Consider the following 19,033-nt stretch of genomic DNA (forward strand, 5'->3'; position numbering starts at 1 on the left):
TGAAGGAGAACTGAGATGCAGGCGCTTCACACCGCAGCGACCGGAATGGCGGCACAGGAACTCAACGTTCAGGTGATCTCCAACAACATCGCCAACCTCCGCACCACCGGCTTCAAGAAGCAGACGGCGGCGTTCCAGGACCTGATCTACGAGCATGTCCGCCGCGTCGGCGCCCAATCGTCGGACCAGGGCACCATCCTGCCGGTCGGCGTCGACATCGGCGGCGGCGTCAAGACCGTCGGCACGCCGCGCAGCATGACCCAAGGCACGCTGTCGCAGACCGGCAACGACCTCGACCTCGCCATCTCGGGCGAGGGCTTCTTCAAGATCCTGATGCCCGACGGCACCTTCCAGTACACCCGCGACGGCACCTTCCAGATGGACAATCAGGGCCGCGTCGTCACCGCGCAAGGCAATCCGGTGCAGCCCACCATCACCATTCCCAACAACGCCTCGGGCATCTCCGTGAGCGAGCAGGGCCAGGTCTCGGTGACGTTGCCGGGCTCAACCACCTCCTCGATCGTCGGCCAGATCGGCGTCACGCGCTTCATCAACAAGGCGGGCCTGCAGCCGGTCGGCAACAACCAGTTCACCGAGACGCCCTCGTCCGGTGCGCCGCAGGACGGCACCGCGAACACCGAAGGTTACGGCAAGCTCACGCAAGGCAGCCTGGAGCAGGCCAATGTCGACGTCGTCTCGGAGATGAGCGACCTGATCGCCGCCCAGCGCGCCTACGAGATGAACGCCAAGGTGATCAGCGCCGCCGACCAGATGATGCAATCGACGACGGCGCTGTTCCGCTGAGGTGATGACGATGATCCGCGCCACCCTCGCCGCCATCTCCACTCTTGTCGCGCTGGCTTTCCCGGTAGCGGCCGCCAACGATTTCATCGCCGCGCCGACGCTGCGCGCGAGCGTCACGGTGACTTCGGACGTGGTGCGGATCGGCGATCTCATCGACAACGCCGGATCGGCCGCGCTGATCCCGGTCTACCGCTCGCCCGATCTCGGCACCACCGGCACGCTGACGACAGGCCAGGTGCTCTCGGTCCTGCGGGCCAAGCAGGTGATCGGCGTCATGACCGGGGACATCAAAGAGGTCCAGGTCACCCGCCTCGCCCGCACGCTCGCGAGCAAGGATATCGAAAACGCCGTCGCCGGCGCGCTCGAGCGCCGCTTCGGCCTCGGAGACGCCGCCAACATCACTGTCAACTTCGGCCGCAGCGTCGCCGAGATGCGGCTGGACGCCTCCAACAGCGGCGCGCTGCAGCCGGTCGCAACCCGCTATGATGCCCGCAGCGGCCGTTTCGACATCGCCTTCGAGATCGCCAACGACGGCAATGCCGCGCCGACCAAGCTGCGCTTCACCGGCACCGCGATCGAGACGGTTGAGGTGGCCGTGCTGACCCGCGACATCGACCGCGCCGATCTCCTGAAATCCTCCGACCTGTCGTTGGAGCGCCGGCCGAAGGCCGAGGTCACCGGCGAGCCTGCCTCGCGCGACCGCAGCATCGGCATGCAGCTGCGCCGAGCAATGCGCGCGGGCACGCCGATCCGCGCAGCCGACCTCGTCAGGCCCGACTTCGTGGTGCGCGACCAGGCGGTCACCATCATCTACCAGGTGCCCGGCCTTTATCTCACCACGCGCGGCAAGGCGATCGAGAGCGGCGCCGAGGGCGACACCGTCAGCGTGCTCAATCTGCACTCCAAGCGCACGCTGACCGGCATCGTGACCGGCCGCGGCCAGGTCACGGTGCAGGGCGCCAGCCAGTCCGCGCCGATGGCACCGGCGGTCGAGCAGACCTCGTCGGTCAAGCGCGACCCCGTGCCGGCGGCCGCTGCCCTGGCGCAGAGCCTGGTCCAGGCACCCGCGTCCGCAGCCGAGATCGCCCAAGCCCAGATTCCGCAAGTTCGCCTCTCGCAAGCTCCAGCCAAGTCAGAGTAGATTCATGTCCACGTTCAGTTCGGCCTCCCGCCTTCGTCGCATCGCGATCTCTGCCCTGCTGCTGGCGACTTGCGCATTGGCGAGCGGCTGCTCCTCGATCGACCGCCTGTCGCAGATCGGCGAGCAGCCGAAGCTGTCGGCGATCGACAACCCGACGACGCAGCCCGGCTACAAGCCGGTGCAGATGCCGATGCCCAAGCCCGAGGTCGCCTCCTACAATCCGAACTCGCTGTGGCGCAACGGCAGCCGCGCCTTCTTCAAGGACCAGCGCGCCCGCCAGGTCGGCGATCTCCTGACGGTGGCCGTGAACATCACCGACAAGGCCAACATCGAGAACGACACCTCGCGCAGCCGCAGCAACAAGGAAGATTCCGGGATCACGGACTTCATCGGCTCCCAGACGATCACCCAGGCCAACAAGATCCTCCCCGGCCGCATCCTGACCGCCGACTCGACCTCCTCGAGCGAGGGCAAGGGCAGCGTCGACCGCAAGGAAGCTCTGCAGACCAACGTCGCCGCGGTGGTGACCCAGGTGCTGCCGAACGGCAATTTGGTGGTCGAAGGCAAGCAGGAGATCCGCGTCAACTTCGAAATTCGCGAGCTGATCGTCGCCGGCATCGTCCGCCCCGAGGACATCCAGAGCGACAACACCATCGACTCCACCAAGATCGCCCAGGCCCGCATCGCCTATGGCGGCCGCGGCCAGATCACCGACGTGCAGCAGCCGCGCTACGGCCAGCAGGTCATGGACGTGCTGCTGCCCTTCTAAGCCCCTTCAAGAGCTCCCACATCGTGCTCGCGAACTAAAGGCGCGAACGACGATGTACTACGCGGCCCTCGCTAGCTCCCCTGGCGAGGGCCGCATGTATTTTGCCTGCGCCGCCAAAGCGGCGCAGGCTTCTCTCACAGCAGCATGATCCCGCGTGCTTGCGCCCATCGCTGGAGGATCTTGCACTCCTCGGCAAACGGCGGACGGTTCGCAAACCCACGAACCTGAACCGCCCTGGAACGGGTATCAAGCTCGATGGTCAGCAGCCGCTGGACGTCACCCGAGGCACGGCGACGGAGCGACCAGATCGAGGCATGCCCGGCAATGCACTTTGTCGCGTAAGTGGCGACGCAGTGACGCATGCCCCGCGTCTCAGCCACGAGATCGGCTGCGGTCCGCAACTGGACCACGACATATTCTTCGCGCTTGGCGCGGTCCTTGGACGACTTGGTCCATGACCAGTCCGCGATCGCTGCACCGGGCCAACGGTCCTCGCTCTGCTCGGGGCCTGCTGCCAGCCCCCCCGCACGGTTTCGCGCCGCCTCGGCGCGACGGCGTGCGGCCTCGATACGAGCAATCGCATCGAGATCGCGATGCCATTCGCGCATCTGCCGCCCAAGCGAGATCAGTGAACGCCCCTTGAGGGTGTACTCTGGATCACGCCGGTGGCAATCGGCGAGGTAGTCATGGAAGTCATCCATGTCTTCGACCGTGGTGGCATACGCGCAGAAGAAGCGCACCACCTCGCGCCAGAAGCGATGCTGAGCGCGCTGCGTCTGCGTGATCCTGGTGCGCGCGATCCGCATCGCAACAGCGGGATCGGTCGCATAGGAACGCGCAATCGCCTGCCAGATCGCAGCCTCGAAGCCGACCTTCCCCAACGGATTGAGGAAGGCATGGACCTCCTTGCGAGACAGCCATTCGGCCGCACCGGCGGCGTAGAGCGAACCGCCGCCGGCCGCCACGACATACCATCGCTTGCGCAACATGATCTCGTCGCGGCTCAGTCCCGCGCTGTCGATCCAGATCTGCTCCAGATGCTCAGCGACAGGATAGCGCGCAAAGAGATAGCGGGCGGCGCCAAGACGAAGACGCGCCGCGTCGCGAGTTTTCAGCTGCGGCTTCCATGCCGAAGCATCGCGAAGGACGTTCGCCTCGAAGCCACGCCTGGCCTCTTTGATCGCGTTCTCGAAATCCGGTGGAGGACGCGTCCGCTGCCACACGTGCCGCAGCGACAGCTCGTAGGCTTCAACCCGCGTGCGCTCGGCCTCCCGCCGGCGCTGAATCAATGACTGTGCCATTGTCGTTCAACATGATTGGATGACTGTCAGCCGGACGCACTGAGAGCGTCGGCACGGAATGTGTCGATCGCCACAAAGTACTCACGGCTGGTCTCCTCAATTTTGAACGCGCAGGTTGAATGGGACGGGGCTCATAGACCCGATTGCCGGCGGGCGCAAGATGCCTTTGTCGGGATGTGTCAGAAACTGCGTACTGCGAGGCAGGTCCGCGACATTATTGCAACGCCGCGACAACACACTCCGTCATTGCGAGCGCAGCGACTTGTCCGCCGAAGCCTTGGCGAAGGCGGAGCAATCCAGAATCCCTCAACGGAGACAGACTGGATCGCTTCGTCGCGAGGGCTCCTCGCAACGACGGAAAAATGAAGGCAGAAGCGGGTGCCCCGTCATCGTCCGCGAAGGCGGACGATCCAGTATTCCGAGACGTCAGTGGTTAAATCGATTCTGCGCGGCGTACTGGATTCCCCGCCTTCGCGGGGAATGACTGCGGAGAGGACCAATGCCCCTCACGTAAACTCCGCCTCCACCACGCCGAGCCCGTCCAGCTCCATCCGCACCTTGTCGCCGGCTTTCAGCCACAGCGTCTTCACCAGGCTGCCAGTGAGCACGAGCTGCCCGGCGTGCAGCCCCTTGCCCTCGGCGGCGAGATGGTTGGCCAGCCAGGCGAGCGCGTTGTGGGGATGGCCGAGCACGTCCGCACCGGTGCCGTGGCTGACCTCCTCGCCGTTGACGATGGCGCGGCCTTTGACCGCCTTGAGGTCCGGCACCAACGAGCGCGGGACCGAGGGACCCAGCACGCAGCCGGCGGCGAAGAAATCGTCGGCGATCAAGGTCGGCGCGCCCATCGTCTCCCATTTCACGTAGCGATCGTCGACGATCTCGATGGCGGGATGATAGGACTCGACCGCCTCGCCGACCCATTCGGCCGTGAAGGGCGCTTCGCCGGCGGCAAGGTCCCGCTTCAGCCGCACCGCGATCTCGCATTCGACGCCGACGCGGACATAATTGGAGGCGGCGAGCTTGGCGCCGCTGTCATGGACGCCCTTCTGGAACACGCCGCCGCCGCAAGGGTGCGGGATGCCGATATAGTCCTGCATCACCTGGCTGGTGCAGCCGATCTTGTAGCCGACGAGCGGGCCGACATGCGGCAGCAGCAGATCGTGCAGGGTGCGCTGGACCTGATAGCCCTCGGCTTCGTCCGCAGGGGGCCGCTCCAGCGCCGCGAGCGGGGCGTGGTTGCGGCGCGCCAGCGCGATCGCCTTTGCGGCTTCGAGAATCTTGTCCATCGGCGCCGCCTCCCACGCTACGCAGTCCAAGGCGGCACTTCAGCATCCCCGCTCCGGCCTGACAAGCGCGGGCGGCATGCCCTCACCCCTTGACGAGGCCGAGCCGGATCAGGCTCTCGGCGGTCGCAAGGATCGCCTCCTCATTGGAGCGCGCCTGCCAGCCGAGCAGCGACTTGGCCTTGGCGCTGGTGGAATGCCTGATCATTCCGAGCATCGGCACGACCGCACGCAGCAGCGGAATCCGGCGGGCGGCCAGCCGCACCAGCCAGTCCGGCGCCTGGAGCCGCGGAACCCGGCGCGCCCGGGGCCCGAGTTCCCGCCGCAGCACGCGGGCGATGTCGAGGATCGACATCGTCTCGCCGGAGACCGCGATGAAACGCTCGCCCTTCGCCTCCGGAGCAATCATCGCCCGCAGATGCAGCTCGGCGACGTCGCGGACGTCGACCACGCCGAAATAGACCCGCGGCACCGCCGGCATGGCACCGTCGAGCAGAGATCTGACGATCTCGATCGAGCCGGAAAAGTCCGGCCCCAGCACCGGCCCGAAAATACCGGCAGGGTTGATCACCGACAGCTCCAGCCCATTCCCCTCTCCCGCGACGAAATCCCAAGCCGCCCGCTCGGCCAGCGTCTTGGACTTGACGTAGGGTTGGCCGTCGACACCGGCGAGATTGGTCCATTCGGTCTCATCGAACGGCTTGTCGCGCGGCGGATGGCCATAGCCGATCGCGCCCAGCGACGAGGTGATGACGACTCTCTTGACACCGGCCGCGCGCGCGGCCCGGAGCACCCGGATCGTTCCGTCGCGGGCGGGGATGATCATCTCGTTCTCGTCCGTCGGGACGGTGGTCGAGAGCGGGGACGCCACATGGAGAACGTAGTCGCAGCCCGCGACCGCCGCCGCCCAGCCGTCGTCCCGGGTCAGATCGGCGGTGACGAAGGCCACGCTCTCGGGCGTCGCCGCCTCGCCCTCGCGCAGCATGGCGAGCACATCGGCCTGGCGCTCTGGCCGGCGCACCGTCGTCCGCACGGCATGGCCGGCGGCCAGAAGTTGCAGGACGACATGGATGCCGACGAAGCCCGACCCGCCGGTGACCAGAACAGTGCTCATGACCCACGTTCCCCGCAAGCTGGAGACTCTGTTAGCGCTGAAGAACGGCGCGCTTCGTGTTGGCGCCTTTGCGGCGCTCGATCGGCGTACGGCCTGCTGCCGGCGTTTAAGGAAATATTGAGCTGGCCCAGGCTTAATGGGGATACCCGGCTTGGGACGTCGCAGCAGGCCTGATTGCAGCGATGCTTGATGCAGCTGGATCAGCGTCTCAACTTCAGAGTTGATCTCGTTGATGCGACTCGCAAAATCTCCCGCACCTGAAGTGAAGGCTGTTTCTCATCCGAACTCACGTGAGCTCGGAGCAATCCGGTCTAGCCCGTTGATCGCGATTCACTTTTCGCGATCGCGCTGTCGCCATGGTGGGCGCGACGGCAAGCTGTGGGCAATATGCAGAGCATGGCGCGAAATGGCGCCCTGCGTCCAAAAACAAAGAGCCGCATCTCTGCGGCTCGGACCTTATTCGTCGCGATAGACCTTCTCGCGTTTCTCGTGGCGCTCCTGCGCTTCCACCGAGAGCGTCGCGATGGGCCGGGCCTCGAGCCGCTTCAACGAGATCGGCTCGCCGGTTTCCTCGCAATAGCCGTAGGTGTTGTCCTCGATACGCTGGAGCGCGGCATCGATCTTGGCGATCAATTTGCGCTGGCGGTCGCGGGCGCGGAGTTCGATGGCACGGTCGGTTTCGGACGAGGCCCGATCGGCGAGATCGGGGTGGTTCACGTTCTCCTCCTGCAGAGCCTGCAGGGTGAGCTTGGATTCTTTGAGGATCTCATCCTTCCAGGCGAGGAGCTTCAAACGGAAGTACTCCTTCTGCCGGTCGTTCATGAAAGGCTCTTTGTCGGTCGGTCGGTAGTTTTTCAACTTTTCCAAGGGAGGCCTATCTTCTTAAGCAACGACTCGCGGACGGACCGGGGTCCGTTGAGCCGGGCCTTATATAGTGGCCTCCCGTGACAGACAATATTTCCCTCACCGCCCGATCCGCGTCCCCAAGCCCTTGCACAGGAAGGTTTATCCTTGAGGGCTTGGAGGCAGCTGGCCGCCCTTAATAGCCGACCGTGAAGCGCTGCTTCAGGTGGGCCGGCTTTTCGATCTCGTCGGCGAGCGCAATGGCGTAGTCGGCGAAGGTGATCCAGCTCTTGCCGTTCGCATCTGCGAGAAGCTGGTCGGTCCCGAGCCGGAACTTGCCGGTGCGCTCCCCCTCCTCGAACAGCGCCGAGGGCGAGATGAAGGTCCAGTTCAGGTCCTTTTCCTGCCGCAGCAGGTCCAGGAAGGCCGAGCCCGCCTCCGCTTCGGCCTTGTATTGGGCCGGAAAATTGGGAGTCGTGACCAGCTTCACGCCCGGGGCAACCTCGAGGCTCCCGGCGCCGCCCACCACGAGGTAGCGACCGACCTTGGAGTCCTTCGCCGCACCGATCAGCTTGAGCGGATCACTGGCCAGGAAGTGCACGGAACTCACGGCGACGTCGTGACCGGCCCACAGCTTGGCGAGGCCCGCCTGGTCGAGCACATCCCCCTTGGTTGGCGTGACGTTCGGCAGGGCCGCAATCTTTTCCGGGTTCCGGGCGATGGCCGTGACCGTGTGGCCGCGGCGGGACAGTTCCCTGGTGATCTCCGACCCCGCCCGGCCCGAGGCGCCGGCGACTGCGATTTTCATGGAAGGCTCCTTTGCTTCTATGGTAACTGACAGAGACTAGATATCGCAAAGAATGCTGGTGTTAAGAGAGCACTTTGTGCTTACCTGATTACGCTGAGGTAACTGATCGCGTACAACCGGCACGCGGATGCCAAGCAACGGTATGGATTTCCGAGAACCGACGATGAAACCCGACGTCTACGCAGCGAACTGCCCCACCCGCCAAATCCTCGATCGCGTCGGCGACAAATGGGCGGTGCTGATCCTCTTGCTCCTGCGCGAGGAGCCGATGCGCTTCAATCAATTGCGCCGCACGATTGAAGGCATCTCGCAGAAGATGCTGAGCCAGGTGCTCAAGTCGCTCGAACGCGACGGCCTGATCAGGCGCCGCGCCATCGCGACCGTGCCAGTGACGGTGGAATATTCGATCACCGAGCTCGGCCTGACATTGGCGGCGGCTGTGGATCCCTTACGTGATTGGGCCGAGCAAAATCTGAAAGACGTGCTCGCCGCCCAGCGCCGCTATGATGCGCAGTTGAAGGAGGAAGCGGCGTAAGAGCCTCCGTGACTACGCCTGCCCGGCCTTCGCCAGTTCGACCTCGACCCGCAGCTCGATCTCGGAGAGCACCGCATCGAGACCGGCATCGCCTGAGGACGATTTCAGGTGGGCCGCCGCATCACGCAGCCGCATCACGGTCGAGGCGTCGAGATTGCCGGACAACAGGCCCATCTTGAGATCGTCGAGCACGTCGAGCGCAGTCCTGCCGCGGGCGACCGAGCGCTTGCGGCGCTCGACCGGATCCTCCTCGACACCCTGCAACGCTAGCAGCGCATCGATGTTGGCGGCCGCCTTCGGTGCGGCAGCGCTCCGCGTCTCCTGCGCCGATGAGGTGTCGGGCAGCACGAAGCTGCCGGAGCCCGTCCGCTTGGCCTGGCTGGCCGGCGTGCCAAGCGTCGTACCGTTCGGTCCGTAGATGCGCATCGGAAAGAATCCGGGTGATCGATGCCTCACCTTCGCTGTCTTATGGTTAACGGGGCGTAAACGGCCCGGCAAAATCTGCCGACAGCCGGCAGTTTCGCTCCTCAGGGCGAACCAGTGCTGACAGCGGTCGCAACAGATTTATTCAAGCTATTCAGCCACCTACCTCGCCATCAGGCGTTGGCACAGCGCTCGCAAGGAAAGCGCCGGACCAGCTCGTCATGGGAGTGTCGTGCAAGTCCTGTCCGATTTGAGGAGCCTTTTCTAGGGGCCTTGGGGAGCAGAGATGCCAGGCGTTCGTTGGGTGAGGATTGTTGGGTTGGCCTGCGCCGCGCTGTCGGCGCTGGCGCTGTCGGTCACCACGGCGGCGGCGACCTCGCGCATCAAGGACCTCGCCAATATCGAGGGCGTGCGGCAGAACCAGCTCATCGGTTATGGCCTCGTCGTCGGCCTCAACGGCACCGGCGACACGCTCAACAACATCCCCTTCACCAAGCAGTCGCTGCAGGCGATGCTCGAGCGCATGGGCGTCAATATCCGCGGCGCCACCATCCGCACCGGCAACGTCGCCGCCGTCATGGTCACGGGCAACCTGCCGGCCTTCGCCACCCAGGGCACGCGCATGGACGTCACCGTGTCCGCGCTCGGCGACGCCAAGAATCTCCAGGGCGGCACACTGCTGGTCACCCCCCTGCTCGGCGCCGACGGCAACGTCTATGCGGTGGCGCAGGGCTCGCTCGCGATCTCCGGCTTCCAGGCCGAGGGCGAGGCCGCCAAGATCGTGCGCGGCGTGCCGACGGTAGGACGCATCGCCAACGGCGCCATCATCGAGCGCGAGATCGAGTTCGCGCTCAACCGGCTGCCGAACGTCCGCCTGGCGCTGCGCAATCCCGACTTCACCACCGCCAAGCGCATCGCGGCCGCAATCAACGACTATCTCGGCGTCAAGACCGCCGAGCCGATCGATCCCTCGACGGTGCAGCTGTCGATCCCGCCCGAGTTCAAGGGCAACGTCGTCGCTTTCCTCACCGAGATCGAGCAGCTCCAGGTCGACCCTGATCTCGCCGCCAAGATCGTCATCGACGAACGCAGCGGCATCATCGTGATGGGCCGCGACGTCCGCGTCGCCACCGTCGCGGTGGCGCAGGGCAACCTCACGGTCACCATCTCCGAGAGCCCGCAAGTGAGCCAGCCCAATCCGCTGTCACGCGGCCGCACCGTGGTCGCGCCGCGCAGCAGCGTCACCGTCACCGAGGACGGCAAGAAGCTGGCGCTCGTCAAGGACGGCGTCTCGCTCCAGCAGCTCGTCGACGGCCTCAACGGCCTCGGCATCGGCCCCCGCGACATGATCAGCATCCTCCAGGCGATCAAGGCCGCCGGCGCCATCGAAGCCGACATCGAGGTGATGTGATGCAGACCAGCGCGATCAACACCCCTCGCCTCGCCACCAGTTCGGCCTTCTCGGTCGAGAGCCGGAACGGCCGGCCGGACTTCGAGCTCGCCGCCGCGCTGCAAAAGGTCTCGCCGCAGCAACAAGCCAAGGCCCAGAAGACCGCCACCGACTTCGAGGCAATGTTCCTCAACAGCATGTTCGCGCAGATGACCTCGGGCCTGAAAGGCGAAGGCCCGTTCGGCGACACGCCCGGCACCGGCGTATGGCGCTCGATGCTGACCGAGCAATATTCCAAGAACTTCGCCCAGGCCGGCGGCGTCGGCATCGCCAGCGACGTCTACCGTACCCTCATCCTGCAGCAGGCGAAAACGATCCGCACGGCATAAGGTCAAACGAGATGAACCATTTCAACGCCTCACGTCAGCCGATGCAGGCCCAGCGCCCGGGCAGCGCGCCCGTCAGCAGCGAGGCGCGCAAGCTCGCCGAAGGCCTAATGGACGCGATGAGCGCCCTGCTCGGATTGATCGAGCGCGAGACAGAGCTCGTCCGCGCCGGCAAGGTCCGCGAGGCGATGACGCTCGAGGGCAAGAAGCAGGAATTGTCGCGCAGCTACGTCAGCGCAGTCGGCCAGCTGAAGGCAAACCAGGACCAGCTCGCGAAGTCCGCGCCGGAGCTCCTCTCGACGCTGCATCGCCACCACGATGCGTTCCGCGCGATGCTCCAGGTCAATCTCACCGTGCTCGCGACCGCGCACGCGGTTTCCGAAAGCGTCGTGCGCGGCGTCAACGCCGAGATCCAGAAGCGCAACGTGCCGAACACCTATACTGCCGCCGGGCGCAGCGCAGCGCCAGGTCCGCGCCATATCACGCCGCTTGCGGTCAGCCGCTCGCTCTGAGCAGCACGAGAACAACCGACAATTTTAGGAAAAACCGCGCGGCGATGGCGTCGCGCGGTTAGGCACGTTTCCTTACCGGGTGTTCAGTCCTGGTGTTCCATGCTTGCGTGATTAGAGGGGTTGGGATTTGACTCACGTAAGGCAACCAGGAGGCTGCCATGAGTACAGATTTCAGCATCAGGCCGGTGGGGATCCCGGCCCCCGTGCAGATCGTACCGACGTCGAATTCGGCGGCGAACGAGGCTGTGCAAACTGATCTTCCGGTGAGGCAAACGGTCGCCGCGAGCGATACGAGCGCGCCGGTGCGCAATGATTTGCCGAACCACGAGAACATCTCGCGCCAGGTCGTGTTCGACCAGGCGGCCGCGTCCTTCGTCTTTCAGGTCGTCAACGACAAGACCGACACGGTGGTGAACCAGTTCCCTGACGAGGCGATGCTCCGCCGGCGTGCCTATTTCCACGCACTGGACATGAAGTCCGAGCCCTCGCGTCCGCTCAGCACGGATCTCAGCGCCTAACGATCACGCGATCGATGCCGATGTTTCTGCTCTGCGTCTGGCCGTCATCGGTCAGCGCGGAGTTCGCGTGCCGAGGCAAGACCACTGGCCGCGATCAGCTCCTGCCTAAATTGCGAGTTTCGCCGATGTGCTCGTGATGCGACCATCACGAATTCCGTCACGGCCGTCCGGACAGCCCTGCCGCGATATTGCGGTTGATCTCGATCAGCGGACGGAAGTGATCGAACTGCGGGCTCATCTGCAGCGCGGCGGTCTGGCTCAACACGAACACGCTGATGTTGGCGATCTTCTGCCGGACGTCGATCGGCTGCGGATTGCTGTCGCGCATCGCCTCGCTCAGGAAGATGGTCCAGAGCTTGCGGTTGAACATCAGGGCCTGCATGGTCTGCTCGCTGAGCGGATCGGCGTTGTTCACCGCGTCCTGGAGCTTGTTGGCGGCCTTGAGCAGAGTCTGCGCCTCGATGTCGCGAGGAGATGCGGTGGTGGTTGCAACACGCGCATAAGCCGAGGCAGCGGAATTCGACATCAATCACACCCTGGAGGTTACCTAGCGCGTTGTACGCGCTTAAGGATTTCTTTCCCAACCCTAGGCAGCACCGCTTAAGATTTGCTTACGTATCGTGCTTGGAAGTACTCCGCAGAATTACGGGGCACGGAGTCCTTCGTCAGCGCAACGCTAGATCTACGCACGCACGATGTAAACTCGCCTGGCGTGATCCGCGTCGATCTCGGCTAATCTCGACTTAGCGATCTTCCTCAAAAGAACGGCGGAGCATCAGCTCCGCCGCGTAATCTCGAATAGCGAAGTTGCGCTGCGGAATTAGCGGAGCAGTTGCAGCACGCTCTGTTGCGACTGGTTGGCCAGCGACAGCGCGGAGACCGCGATCGACTGGCGCGTCGACAGCGCCTGGCTGTTCGCCGCTTCCTCATTGGTGTCGGCAAGCGTCAGGTTGGCTGAGCCGGTCTGCAGCACGTTGATCAGGTTCTTGGAGAAGTCCTGACGCACCTGCACGATCGACAGGTTCGAACCGAGCGTGGAGCCTTGCGAACGCAACGTGCTCGAGGCCGCGTTCAGGCTGGCCAGCACCCTGTTGGTGGCACCGTTGTCGATGAAATCGACGCCGTTGACGAGATTGCTGAGACCGAGGCCCGCCGCATTGAACACCACGCCGTTGATGCTCAGCGTGGAGCTGCCGGTCTCGTTGAAGACCAGCTTCAGCGTGTCGCCATTGAGCAGGTTGACGCCGTTGAAGGAGGAGTCCTGCGAGGTCGTGTCGATCTGGGCCAGAATGTTGTTGAACTGGTTGACCAGGTTGGAGCGCGCGGTCTGCGCCACCGGATCCTGGACCGGCGGCTGCGCGGTGGTGAAGGCGAGAACGCCGGTGATCGTGCCGCCGACCGCGCCGCCCGCGATCGTCGAGCCGAGCGTCGAAGAGGCGTATTCATTGACGGTGGTCACCGTGAGCACGCCGTTGGCATCGATCGTGGCCGTCAGGTGATTGGCCTGAAGCTGCGCGTTGAGTTGGTCAAGCGTCTTGACGGTGCCGTTGGTGCCGTCGCCGAAGGTGACGTTGACAGGCGTGCCGCCGTTGAAGGAGGTGAAGGTCAGGGTCTTGCCGCTGATGCCGCCGACGCCCGAAGTGCGCGCCGCGGTGAAGGCCGTCGCCGTTCCCGTGTTGCCGCTGAGGCCGAAGGCGCTGAGCGCATTGCCGGTGCCGGTGATCGACAGGTCGGCATTGATGCCGGTCGAGAGCGCAAGCTGACCGCTGCTGTTGACCGACGACGGGATCTGGCCCGCGGTGGTCGAGATGGTTGCCGCGCCGTTGAAGATGCTGGCGGTCTTGACGCCGGTGGCGAGGTCGACCGCGTTAAGCAGATCGGTCAGCGTCGCGCTCTGGATGTAGACCGTCGAGTTACCGTTGCCGTCTGTGACGACGTTGCCGCTGACGCCATAGCCGGTGGCCACGCTCGCTGTCGATTGCGGCGTCTGCGCGTTCTTGAAGGTGATGGTCTTGCCGCCGATGTTCAGCGTCGAGCCGTCCTGGACCAGGGTGCCCAGCGAACCCGCGGTCGTCGAGCGGTTCGCGGTCACGTTCGCGTTGCCCGCGCCGGTCGCGGACGTCAGGCCGAGTGCTTTGAGGAAGTCGGCCTTGCCCGTCACGCTCAGATCGGCGCCGGTCGAGCTCTTCAACGTAACCGCGCCTGCCGTGATGGAGGATGCGACCTGAAGCGTGCCGACGGGACCCGCCGCACCGCTGACGACGACGGTCGCCGCGCCTGCGCTGATGGTTGCGGTCTTGACGCCGCTGGCGAGGTCGATGGCGGTGAGGACGTCGTTGACGGTCGCTAGGGGCGCCGCCGCCGTTCCCTGATAAATGATCGAATTGCCGTTGCCATCGGTGGCGATGTGCCCGCTGGCGTCGAGGCCCCAGCCGGTCGGCTGGGCGCTCGGAGCAACGCCGGTGCGGAAGGTGATGGTCTTGCCGTTCACCGTGATGGTGTCGCCGTCCGCGGGCGGCGTGCCGAAGGTGGTCGATGCCGTGGTGCCGACCAGCGTCGCCGTGCCGGACAGCGCGGTGGTGCCGTCGGCCGCGAGCGCGGCCGTACCTGTGAAGGTGCCGGCGCTCGAACCGAGCGAGGCGCCGAGTGCGGCAGTTCCCGTGACCGGGGTCACGCCGCCGGCCGCGCCGGTATAGAGCACGTTGCTCTTCGCGGTCGCACTCGCATAGGAGGTCGTGCCGCGCAGGTCGGCCGGGGTCGCGCCGGGAATCGTGGTGGAGACGTTCGACTTGGTGGAATAGCCGACCGTGGTCTGCAGCGCCTGGTTGGCGATCGACTTGGCGCTGTCGATCAGTTTCTGCAGCGAGGTGATGCCTGTGTTGGCGGCCTGCAACACCTGGACGCCGTTATTGATGCCGTCGAGCAGGTTGCTGATGTCGCTCGCCCGGTTGTCCAGCCCCTGCGCCGTGAAGAAGTTGGTGGGATTGTCGAGCGCCGTGTTGACCTTCTTGCCGGTCGACAGCCGCTCCTGCGTCGTGGCCAGCAAGTCGGCCGTCGACTGCAGCGACAACAGGTTCTGGCGAACTGACGCCGAGAGAACGATGTTGGACATTGGCGAGTCTTCCTCTTGAACCGGATACGAATCGGCCGCGCGGACTGGAAAGCCGGCCTTTTGTCCAGTTTTAGGAGGTGTCCTTTAAAGTATGGTTAACGGCGGTTTAAGGGATAGGGTTAACCGCCGATGAACGCCCCTGCCCGCCCCCGGACGCAAAGAAAAAGCGGCGGGGCCAAGGCCCCGCCGCTCGATTTTAGTCAGTGATTTCAGCCGCTTGTTAGCGGAGCAGCTGCAGCACGCTCTGCTGCGACGTGTTGGCCAGCGACAGCGCGGAGACCGCGATCGACTGGCGGGTCGACAGCGCCTGGCTGTTGGCCGCCTCGACATTGGTGTCGGCCAGCGTGAGGTTGGACGAGCCGGTCTGCAGCACGTTGATCAGGTTCTTGTTGAAGTCCTGACGGATCTGCACCACCGAGAGGTTCGAGCCGAGGCTCGAGGCCTGCGAGCGCAGCGTGCTCGATGCGGCGTTGAGGTTGGTCAGCACCCGGTTGGCGGCGGCGTTGTCGATGAAGTCGACGCCGACCGTCAGCGAGGCGAGGCCGAGACCCTTGGAATTGTAGGTCACGCCCGTGATGTTCAGGCTCGACTTGGCGGTCTCGTCGAACACCAGCTTGAGCTGGTCGCCGTTCAAGAGGTTGACGCCGTTGAACGAGGAGTCCTGCGCGGTGGTGTCGATCTGGTTGAGGATATTGTTGAACTGAGTCACCAGATTGGCACGCGCCGTCTGGGCAACGCCATCCTGGACAGGCGTGGAAGCGGTCGAGAAGGTCAGGGCCGAGGTGAGCGTGCCGCCGATCGCACCGCCGGCAGCCGTCGAGCCGAGCGTCGAGGACGCATAGTCGTTGGAGGCGGTGATGGTCAGCAGGCCGTTGGCGTCGATCGTTGCGGACAGGTTGTTGGCCTGCAGCTTGGTGTTGAGTTGATCGAGCGTCTTGATCGTGCCGTTGGTGCCGTCGCCGAAGGTGACGTTGACCGCCGTGCCGCCGTTGAAGGAGGTGAAGGTCAGGGTCTTGCCGGCGATGCCGCCGATACCGGAGGTGCGTGCCGCGGTGAACGCGGTCGCATTACCGGTGTTGCCGGCAAGGCCGAACACGTTCAGCGCATTGCCGGTGCCGGTGATCGACAGATCAGCGTTGACGCCGGTCGAGATCTTGAGCTGACCGGACGTATTGATCGTCGAGTTGGACTGGCCGGTGGCCGTCGCAAGCGTGGCAACGCCGGCGGCGCTGATGGTCGCGGTCTGCACGCCGGTGGCGAGGTCGATCGCCTTCAGCACGTCGTTGACCGTACCGGACTGCAGATAGACGGTCGAGTTGCCGTTGCCGTCGGTGACGACGTTGCCGTTGACACCGAAGCCGCTCGGAACGCTGGGAGCACCGGTCGAGCCCGGAACCGGCGCGTTCTTGAAGGTGATGACGTGACCGTTGACGTTCAGCGTCGAACCGTCGGTGATCGTTGCACCCAGCGAGGCAGCGCTGGTGGTACGGTTGACGTTGACTGTGGCGTTGCCTGCACCCGTTGAGGTCGTCAGGGCGAGAGCCTTGAGCAGGTCGGCCTTGCCGGTGACGCTCAGATCCGCACCCGTCGAGCTCCTCAGCGTGACGGCGCCCGCAGCGACGGTCGAAGCGGTCTGGCCGTTGCTCGTAGCGATCGTCGCCGCACCCGAACTGATCGAGACCGTCTTGACGCCGCTTGCCAGATCGATCGCGCTCAACAGGTCGTTGACGTTCGCGGCCGGAGTGCCGGCGGTGCCGAGATAGACGGTGCTGTTGCCGTTGCCGTCGGTGACGATGTTGCCGCTGACGCCCGAGCCGGCCGGAACGGAGGACGCGCCCGGAGCCGAGCCGCTGCGGAAGGTGATGGTCTTGCCGTTCACGGTCAGCGTGTCGCCGTCGGCAGGCTGGGCGTTGCCGGCGAGGCCGGTCGCGGTCGTGCCGTTGGTGGCGATCAGGGTCATGGTGCCGCCCAGCGCCGTGGTGCCGTCGCCGGCCGTTGCGCCCGTGCTGGCGAAGACGCCGATGGTGGCGCCGAGCGTGCTGGTGCCGTTCGCGGCCGTGGTGCCGCCGGCGGTGCCGTTATACAGCACGTTGCTGCTCGCCGTCGCGCTGGCGAACGAAGTCGTGCCGCGCAGGTCCGCCGCCGTCGCACCGGCGATCGTGGTCGAAACGTTCGACTTGGTGGAGTAACCGACCGTGGTCTGCAGCGCCTGGTTGGCAATCGACTTGGCGCTGTCGATCAGCTTCTGCAGCGAGGTCAGGCCGGTGTTGGCAGCCTGCAGCACCTGCACGCCGTTGGCGATGCCGTCGAGCAGATTGTTGATGTCGCTGGCGCGGTTGTCGAGCGACTGGGCCGTGAAGAAGTTGGTGGGATTGTCCAGGGCCGAGTTGACGCTCTTGCCGGTCGACAGACGGTTCTGTGTGGTGGCGAGAAGATCGGCGGTGGACTGGAGAGAGAGCAGGTTCTGACGAACCGACGCAGAGAGAACAATACCGGACATGACTCTTACCCTTCTGGCTTACGCGTCTTCGTTCGATCGCTTCCGGATCGAGTGACGGGGCCAGCGTGCCGTGACATGGCTAACAAAGGGTGAAACGCATGAAGCCCGCATAAGCGCCGGTTCACCATAAGCGGGCGGACCGTGCGCGCACGGCGCGCAATCCATCTGAAATCATTGGCAATTCCTGGCGACTACGATCCATTAACCATAACCGCTGGTTACTTTTTCGAGCGGCGCCTGCTCTCTCGAAATCTCCGAACAGTGCGCAAAGAGAAAGCGGCGGGGCCGAAGCCCCGCCGCCGTAATCGTCTTGCGATGTCGTCCGCGACTTAGCGGAGCAGCTGCAGCACGCTCTGCTGCGACTGGTTGGCCAGCGACAGCGCGGAGACCGCGATCGACTGACGGGTCGACAGCGCCTGGCTGTTGGCCGCCTCGACGTTGGTGTCGGCCAGCGTCAGGTTGGACGAGCCGGTCTGCAGCACGTTGATCAGGTTCTTGTTGAAGTCCTGACGAACCTGCACGATCGTCAGGTTCGAGCCGAGGCTCGAGGCCTGCGAGCGCAGCGTGCTCGAGGCGGCGTTGAGGTTGGTCAGCACCTTGTTGGTGGCAGCGTTATCGATGAAGTCGACACCGCTGGTCAGCGAGGCGAGGCCCAGACCCTTGGAGTTGTAGGTCACGCCGGTGATGCTGAGGCTCGACTTTGCAGTCTCGTCGAACACCAGCTTGAGCTGGTCGCCGTTCAAGAGGTTGACGCCGTTGAACGAGGAGTCCTGTGCGGTCGAGTCGATCTGGTTCAGGATGTTGTTGAACTGAGACACCAGGTTCGCACGCGAGGTCTGGGCAACCGTATCCGCGACGGGGCTGGAAGCCGTCGAGAACGTCAGCGACGAGGTCAGCGTGCCGCCGATCGCACCACCCGCGGCGCTCGAACCGATGGTCGAGGACGCGTAGTCGTTGGTGGTCGAGATCGTCAGCAGCCCGTTGGCGTCGATCGTCGCCGACAGGTTGTTGGCCTGCAGCTTGGTGTTGAGCTGATCGAGCGTCTTGACCGTGCCGTTGGTGCCGTCGCCGAAGGTGACGTTGACCGCCGTGCCGCTGTTGAAGGAGGTGAAGGTCAAGGTCTTGCCGCTGATGCCGCCGATGCCGGAGGTGCGCGCCGCGGTGAAGGCGGTTGCCGTTCCGGTGTTGCCGGCAAGGCCGAGCGCGTTCAGCGCGTTGCCCGTGCCGGTGATCGACAGGTCGGCATTGACGCCAGTGGACAGCTTCAGCTGGCCCGAGGCGTTGATCGACGAGTTGGTCTGGCCGGAGGCCGTCGCAAGCGTGGCAGCGCCGGCGGCGCTGATGGTCGCGGTCTGCACGCCGGTGGCAAGGTCGATCGCCTTCAAGACGTCGTTCAGCGTGCCGCCCTGCAGATAGACCGTCGAGTTGCCGGCGCCGTCGGTGAGGACGTTACCGTTCGCACCATAGCCGGTCGGAATGCTCGGCGCACCGGTCGAGCCCGGGATCGGCGCATTCTTGAAGGTGATGACTTTACCGTTGACGTTCAACGTCGAACCGTCGGTGATCGTCGCACCCAGCGAGGCCGCGCTGGTGG

At 64.9% G+C, this 19,033-nt stretch carries 18 protein-coding genes; 8 read left to right on the forward strand and 10 right to left on the reverse strand.

Annotated elements, in window-relative coordinates:
• Positions 1 to 15 precede the first annotated feature (15 nt).
• The 3 genes from flgG to flgH are packed head-to-tail and all read left to right on the forward strand — an operon-like array spanning position 16 to position 2,714.
• Positions 16 to 804: a flagellar basal-body rod protein FlgG gene (gene flgG / locus I6F09_RS07245; protein ID WP_036013098.1), complete on the forward strand. Its 789-nt coding sequence runs from the start codon at positions 16 to 18 to the stop codon at positions 802 to 804.
• A 10-nt stretch (positions 805 to 814) separates the two neighbouring features.
• Positions 815 to 1,945, forward strand: coding sequence for a flagellar basal body P-ring formation chaperone FlgA (flgA, locus tag I6F09_RS07250; protein WP_225187750.1), 1,131 nt, complete (start codon positions 815 to 817; stop codon positions 1,943 to 1,945).
• A gap of 4 nt (positions 1,946 to 1,949) precedes the next feature.
• Positions 1,950 to 2,714 carry a flagellar basal body L-ring protein FlgH gene (flgH, locus tag I6F09_RS07255; RefSeq protein ID WP_025037386.1) on the forward strand — a complete coding sequence of 255 codons (765 nt, stop codon included), beginning with the start codon at positions 1,950 to 1,952 and terminating at the stop codon, positions 2,712 to 2,714.
• Between the two features lie 134 nt (positions 2,715 to 2,848).
• Here the strand turns inward: flgH and I6F09_RS07260 are convergent, their stop codons facing one another.
• The 5 genes from I6F09_RS07260 to I6F09_RS07280 all read right to left on the reverse strand — a co-directional run bounded on the left by I6F09_RS07260 (position 2,849) and on the right by I6F09_RS07280 (position 8,063).
• A complete protein-coding gene (locus tag I6F09_RS07260; RefSeq protein ID WP_225187751.1) occupies positions 2,849 to 4,015 on the reverse strand; it encodes a PcfJ domain-containing protein in 1,167 nt (388 codons plus the stop codon).
• Between the two features lie 506 nt (positions 4,016 to 4,521).
• On the reverse strand, positions 4,522 to 5,301 hold the full coding sequence (locus I6F09_RS07265; protein ID WP_225147600.1) for a fumarylacetoacetate hydrolase family protein: 780 nt from the start codon (positions 5,299 to 5,301) through the stop codon (positions 4,522 to 4,524).
• 82 nt (positions 5,302 to 5,383) lie between these two features.
• Complete coding sequence (locus tag I6F09_RS07270; protein WP_225187752.1) at positions 5,384 to 6,412, reverse strand: aldehyde reductase; 1,029 nt, start codon at positions 6,410 to 6,412, stop codon at positions 5,384 to 5,386.
• A gap of 456 nt (positions 6,413 to 6,868) precedes the next feature.
• Complete coding sequence (gene dksA / locus I6F09_RS07275) at positions 6,869 to 7,234, reverse strand: RNA polymerase-binding protein DksA (RefSeq protein ID WP_085966600.1); 366 nt, start codon at positions 7,232 to 7,234, stop codon at positions 6,869 to 6,871.
• A gap of 217 nt (positions 7,235 to 7,451) precedes the next feature.
• Positions 7,452 to 8,063 (reverse strand): NAD(P)-dependent oxidoreductase, encoded by a 612-nt coding sequence (locus I6F09_RS07280; RefSeq protein WP_036013109.1) that lies wholly within the window; start codon positions 8,061 to 8,063, stop codon positions 7,452 to 7,454.
• 163 nt (positions 8,064 to 8,226) lie between these two features.
• Here I6F09_RS07280 and I6F09_RS07285 point away from each other — a divergent pair, with 163 nt between their 5' ends.
• On the forward strand, positions 8,227 to 8,598 hold the full coding sequence (locus tag I6F09_RS07285) for a helix-turn-helix domain-containing protein (protein ID WP_225187753.1): 372 nt from the start codon (positions 8,227 to 8,229) through the stop codon (positions 8,596 to 8,598).
• A 12-nt stretch (positions 8,599 to 8,610) separates the two neighbouring features.
• Here I6F09_RS07285 and I6F09_RS07290 read toward each other — a convergent pair whose 3' ends face one another.
• Positions 8,611 to 9,024, reverse strand: a complete 414-nt coding sequence (locus tag I6F09_RS07290; protein WP_036027923.1) for a flagellar assembly protein FliX — start codon at positions 9,022 to 9,024, stop codon at positions 8,611 to 8,613.
• 283 nt (positions 9,025 to 9,307) lie between these two features.
• Between I6F09_RS07290 and I6F09_RS07295 the strand changes: the two genes are divergently transcribed.
• The 4 genes from I6F09_RS07295 to I6F09_RS07310 all read left to right on the forward strand — a co-directional run bounded on the left by I6F09_RS07295 (position 9,308) and on the right by I6F09_RS07310 (position 11,827).
• Entirely contained in the window at positions 9,308 to 10,432 is a 1,125-nt protein-coding gene (locus I6F09_RS07295; RefSeq protein ID WP_036013113.1) for a flagellar basal body P-ring protein FlgI, read from the forward strand.
• The gene (gene flgJ / locus I6F09_RS07300) at positions 10,432 to 10,800 is read left to right on the forward strand and encodes a flagellar assembly peptidoglycan hydrolase FlgJ (protein ID WP_036013115.1); all 369 of its coding nucleotides are present in this window, start codon (positions 10,432 to 10,434) and stop codon (positions 10,798 to 10,800) included. Before I6F09_RS07295 ends, flgJ begins: the two co-directional genes overlap by 1 nt.
• An 11-nt stretch (positions 10,801 to 10,811) precedes the next feature.
• Positions 10,812 to 11,309, forward strand: coding sequence for a hypothetical protein (locus I6F09_RS07305; protein WP_036013118.1), 498 nt, complete (start codon positions 10,812 to 10,814; stop codon positions 11,307 to 11,309).
• Positions 11,310 to 11,467: 158 nt separating this feature from the next.
• Positions 11,468 to 11,827, forward strand: coding sequence for a hypothetical protein (locus I6F09_RS07310; RefSeq protein WP_036027927.1), 360 nt, complete (start codon positions 11,468 to 11,470; stop codon positions 11,825 to 11,827).
• Between the two features lie 157 nt (positions 11,828 to 11,984).
• On the opposite strand, the gene flaF is transcribed toward I6F09_RS07310, so the two are convergent.
• The 4 genes from flaF to I6F09_RS07330 all read right to left on the reverse strand — a co-directional run.
• Positions 11,985 to 12,353, reverse strand: coding sequence for a flagellar biosynthesis regulator FlaF (gene flaF, locus I6F09_RS07315; protein ID WP_018642830.1), 369 nt, complete (start codon positions 12,351 to 12,353; stop codon positions 11,985 to 11,987).
• A gap of 294 nt (positions 12,354 to 12,647) precedes the next feature.
• Positions 12,648 to 14,939: a DUF1522 domain-containing protein gene (locus tag I6F09_RS07320; RefSeq protein ID WP_225187754.1), complete on the reverse strand. Its 2,292-nt coding sequence runs from the start codon at positions 14,937 to 14,939 to the stop codon at positions 12,648 to 12,650.
• 220 nt (positions 14,940 to 15,159) lie between these two features.
• Complete coding sequence (locus I6F09_RS07325; RefSeq protein WP_225187755.1) at positions 15,160 to 17,439, reverse strand: DUF1522 domain-containing protein; 2,280 nt, start codon at positions 17,437 to 17,439, stop codon at positions 15,160 to 15,162.
• Positions 17,440 to 17,768: 329 nt separating this feature from the next.
• A partial coding sequence (locus I6F09_RS07330; RefSeq protein ID WP_225187756.1) for a DUF1522 domain-containing protein occupies positions 17,769 to 19,033 on the reverse strand: 1,265 nt, incomplete at its 5' end.

It is taken from the genome of Bradyrhizobium sp. IC3195 (assembly GCF_020193585.1).
GTDB classification, from domain to species: domain Bacteria; phylum Pseudomonadota; class Alphaproteobacteria; order Rhizobiales; family Xanthobacteraceae; genus Bradyrhizobium; species Bradyrhizobium yuanmingense.

Coding starts and splice junctions, on each gene's coding strand:
- flgG (WP_036013098.1), top strand. CDS start 16: ATGCAGGCGCTTCACACCGCAGCGACCGGAATGGCGGCACAGGAACTC.
- flgA (WP_225187750.1), top strand. CDS start 815: ATGATCCGCGCCACCCTCGCCGCCATCTCCACTCTTGTCGCGCTGGCT.
- flgH (WP_025037386.1), top strand. CDS start 1,950: ATGTCCACGTTCAGTTCGGCCTCCCGCCTTCGTCGCATCGCGATCTCT.
- I6F09_RS07260 (WP_225187751.1), bottom strand. CDS start 4,015: ATGGCACAGTCATTGATTCAGCGCCGGCGGGAGGCCGAGCGCACGCGG.
- I6F09_RS07265 (WP_225147600.1), bottom strand. CDS start 5,301: ATGGACAAGATTCTCGAAGCCGCAAAGGCGATCGCGCTGGCGCGCCGC.
- I6F09_RS07270 (WP_225187752.1), bottom strand. CDS start 6,412: ATGAGCACTGTTCTGGTCACCGGCGGGTCGGGCTTCGTCGGCATCCAT.
- dksA (WP_085966600.1), bottom strand. CDS start 7,234: ATGAACGACCGGCAGAAGGAGTACTTCCGTTTGAAGCTCCTCGCCTGG.
- I6F09_RS07280 (WP_036013109.1), bottom strand. CDS start 8,063: ATGAAAATCGCAGTCGCCGGCGCCTCGGGCCGGGCGGGGTCGGAGATC.
- I6F09_RS07285 (WP_225187753.1), top strand. CDS start 8,227: ATGAAACCCGACGTCTACGCAGCGAACTGCCCCACCCGCCAAATCCTC.
- I6F09_RS07290 (WP_036027923.1), bottom strand. CDS start 9,024: ATGCGCATCTACGGACCGAACGGTACGACGCTTGGCACGCCGGCCAGC.
- I6F09_RS07295 (WP_036013113.1), top strand. CDS start 9,308: ATGCCAGGCGTTCGTTGGGTGAGGATTGTTGGGTTGGCCTGCGCCGCG.
- flgJ (WP_036013115.1), top strand. CDS start 10,432: ATGCAGACCAGCGCGATCAACACCCCTCGCCTCGCCACCAGTTCGGCC.
- I6F09_RS07305 (WP_036013118.1), top strand. CDS start 10,812: ATGAACCATTTCAACGCCTCACGTCAGCCGATGCAGGCCCAGCGCCCG.
- I6F09_RS07310 (WP_036027927.1), top strand. CDS start 11,468: ATGAGTACAGATTTCAGCATCAGGCCGGTGGGGATCCCGGCCCCCGTG.
- flaF (WP_018642830.1), bottom strand. CDS start 12,353: ATGTCGAATTCCGCTGCCTCGGCTTATGCGCGTGTTGCAACCACCACC.
- I6F09_RS07320 (WP_225187754.1), bottom strand. CDS start 14,939: ATGTCCAACATCGTTCTCTCGGCGTCAGTTCGCCAGAACCTGTTGTCG.
- I6F09_RS07325 (WP_225187755.1), bottom strand. CDS start 17,439: ATGTCCGGTATTGTTCTCTCTGCGTCGGTTCGTCAGAACCTGCTCTCT.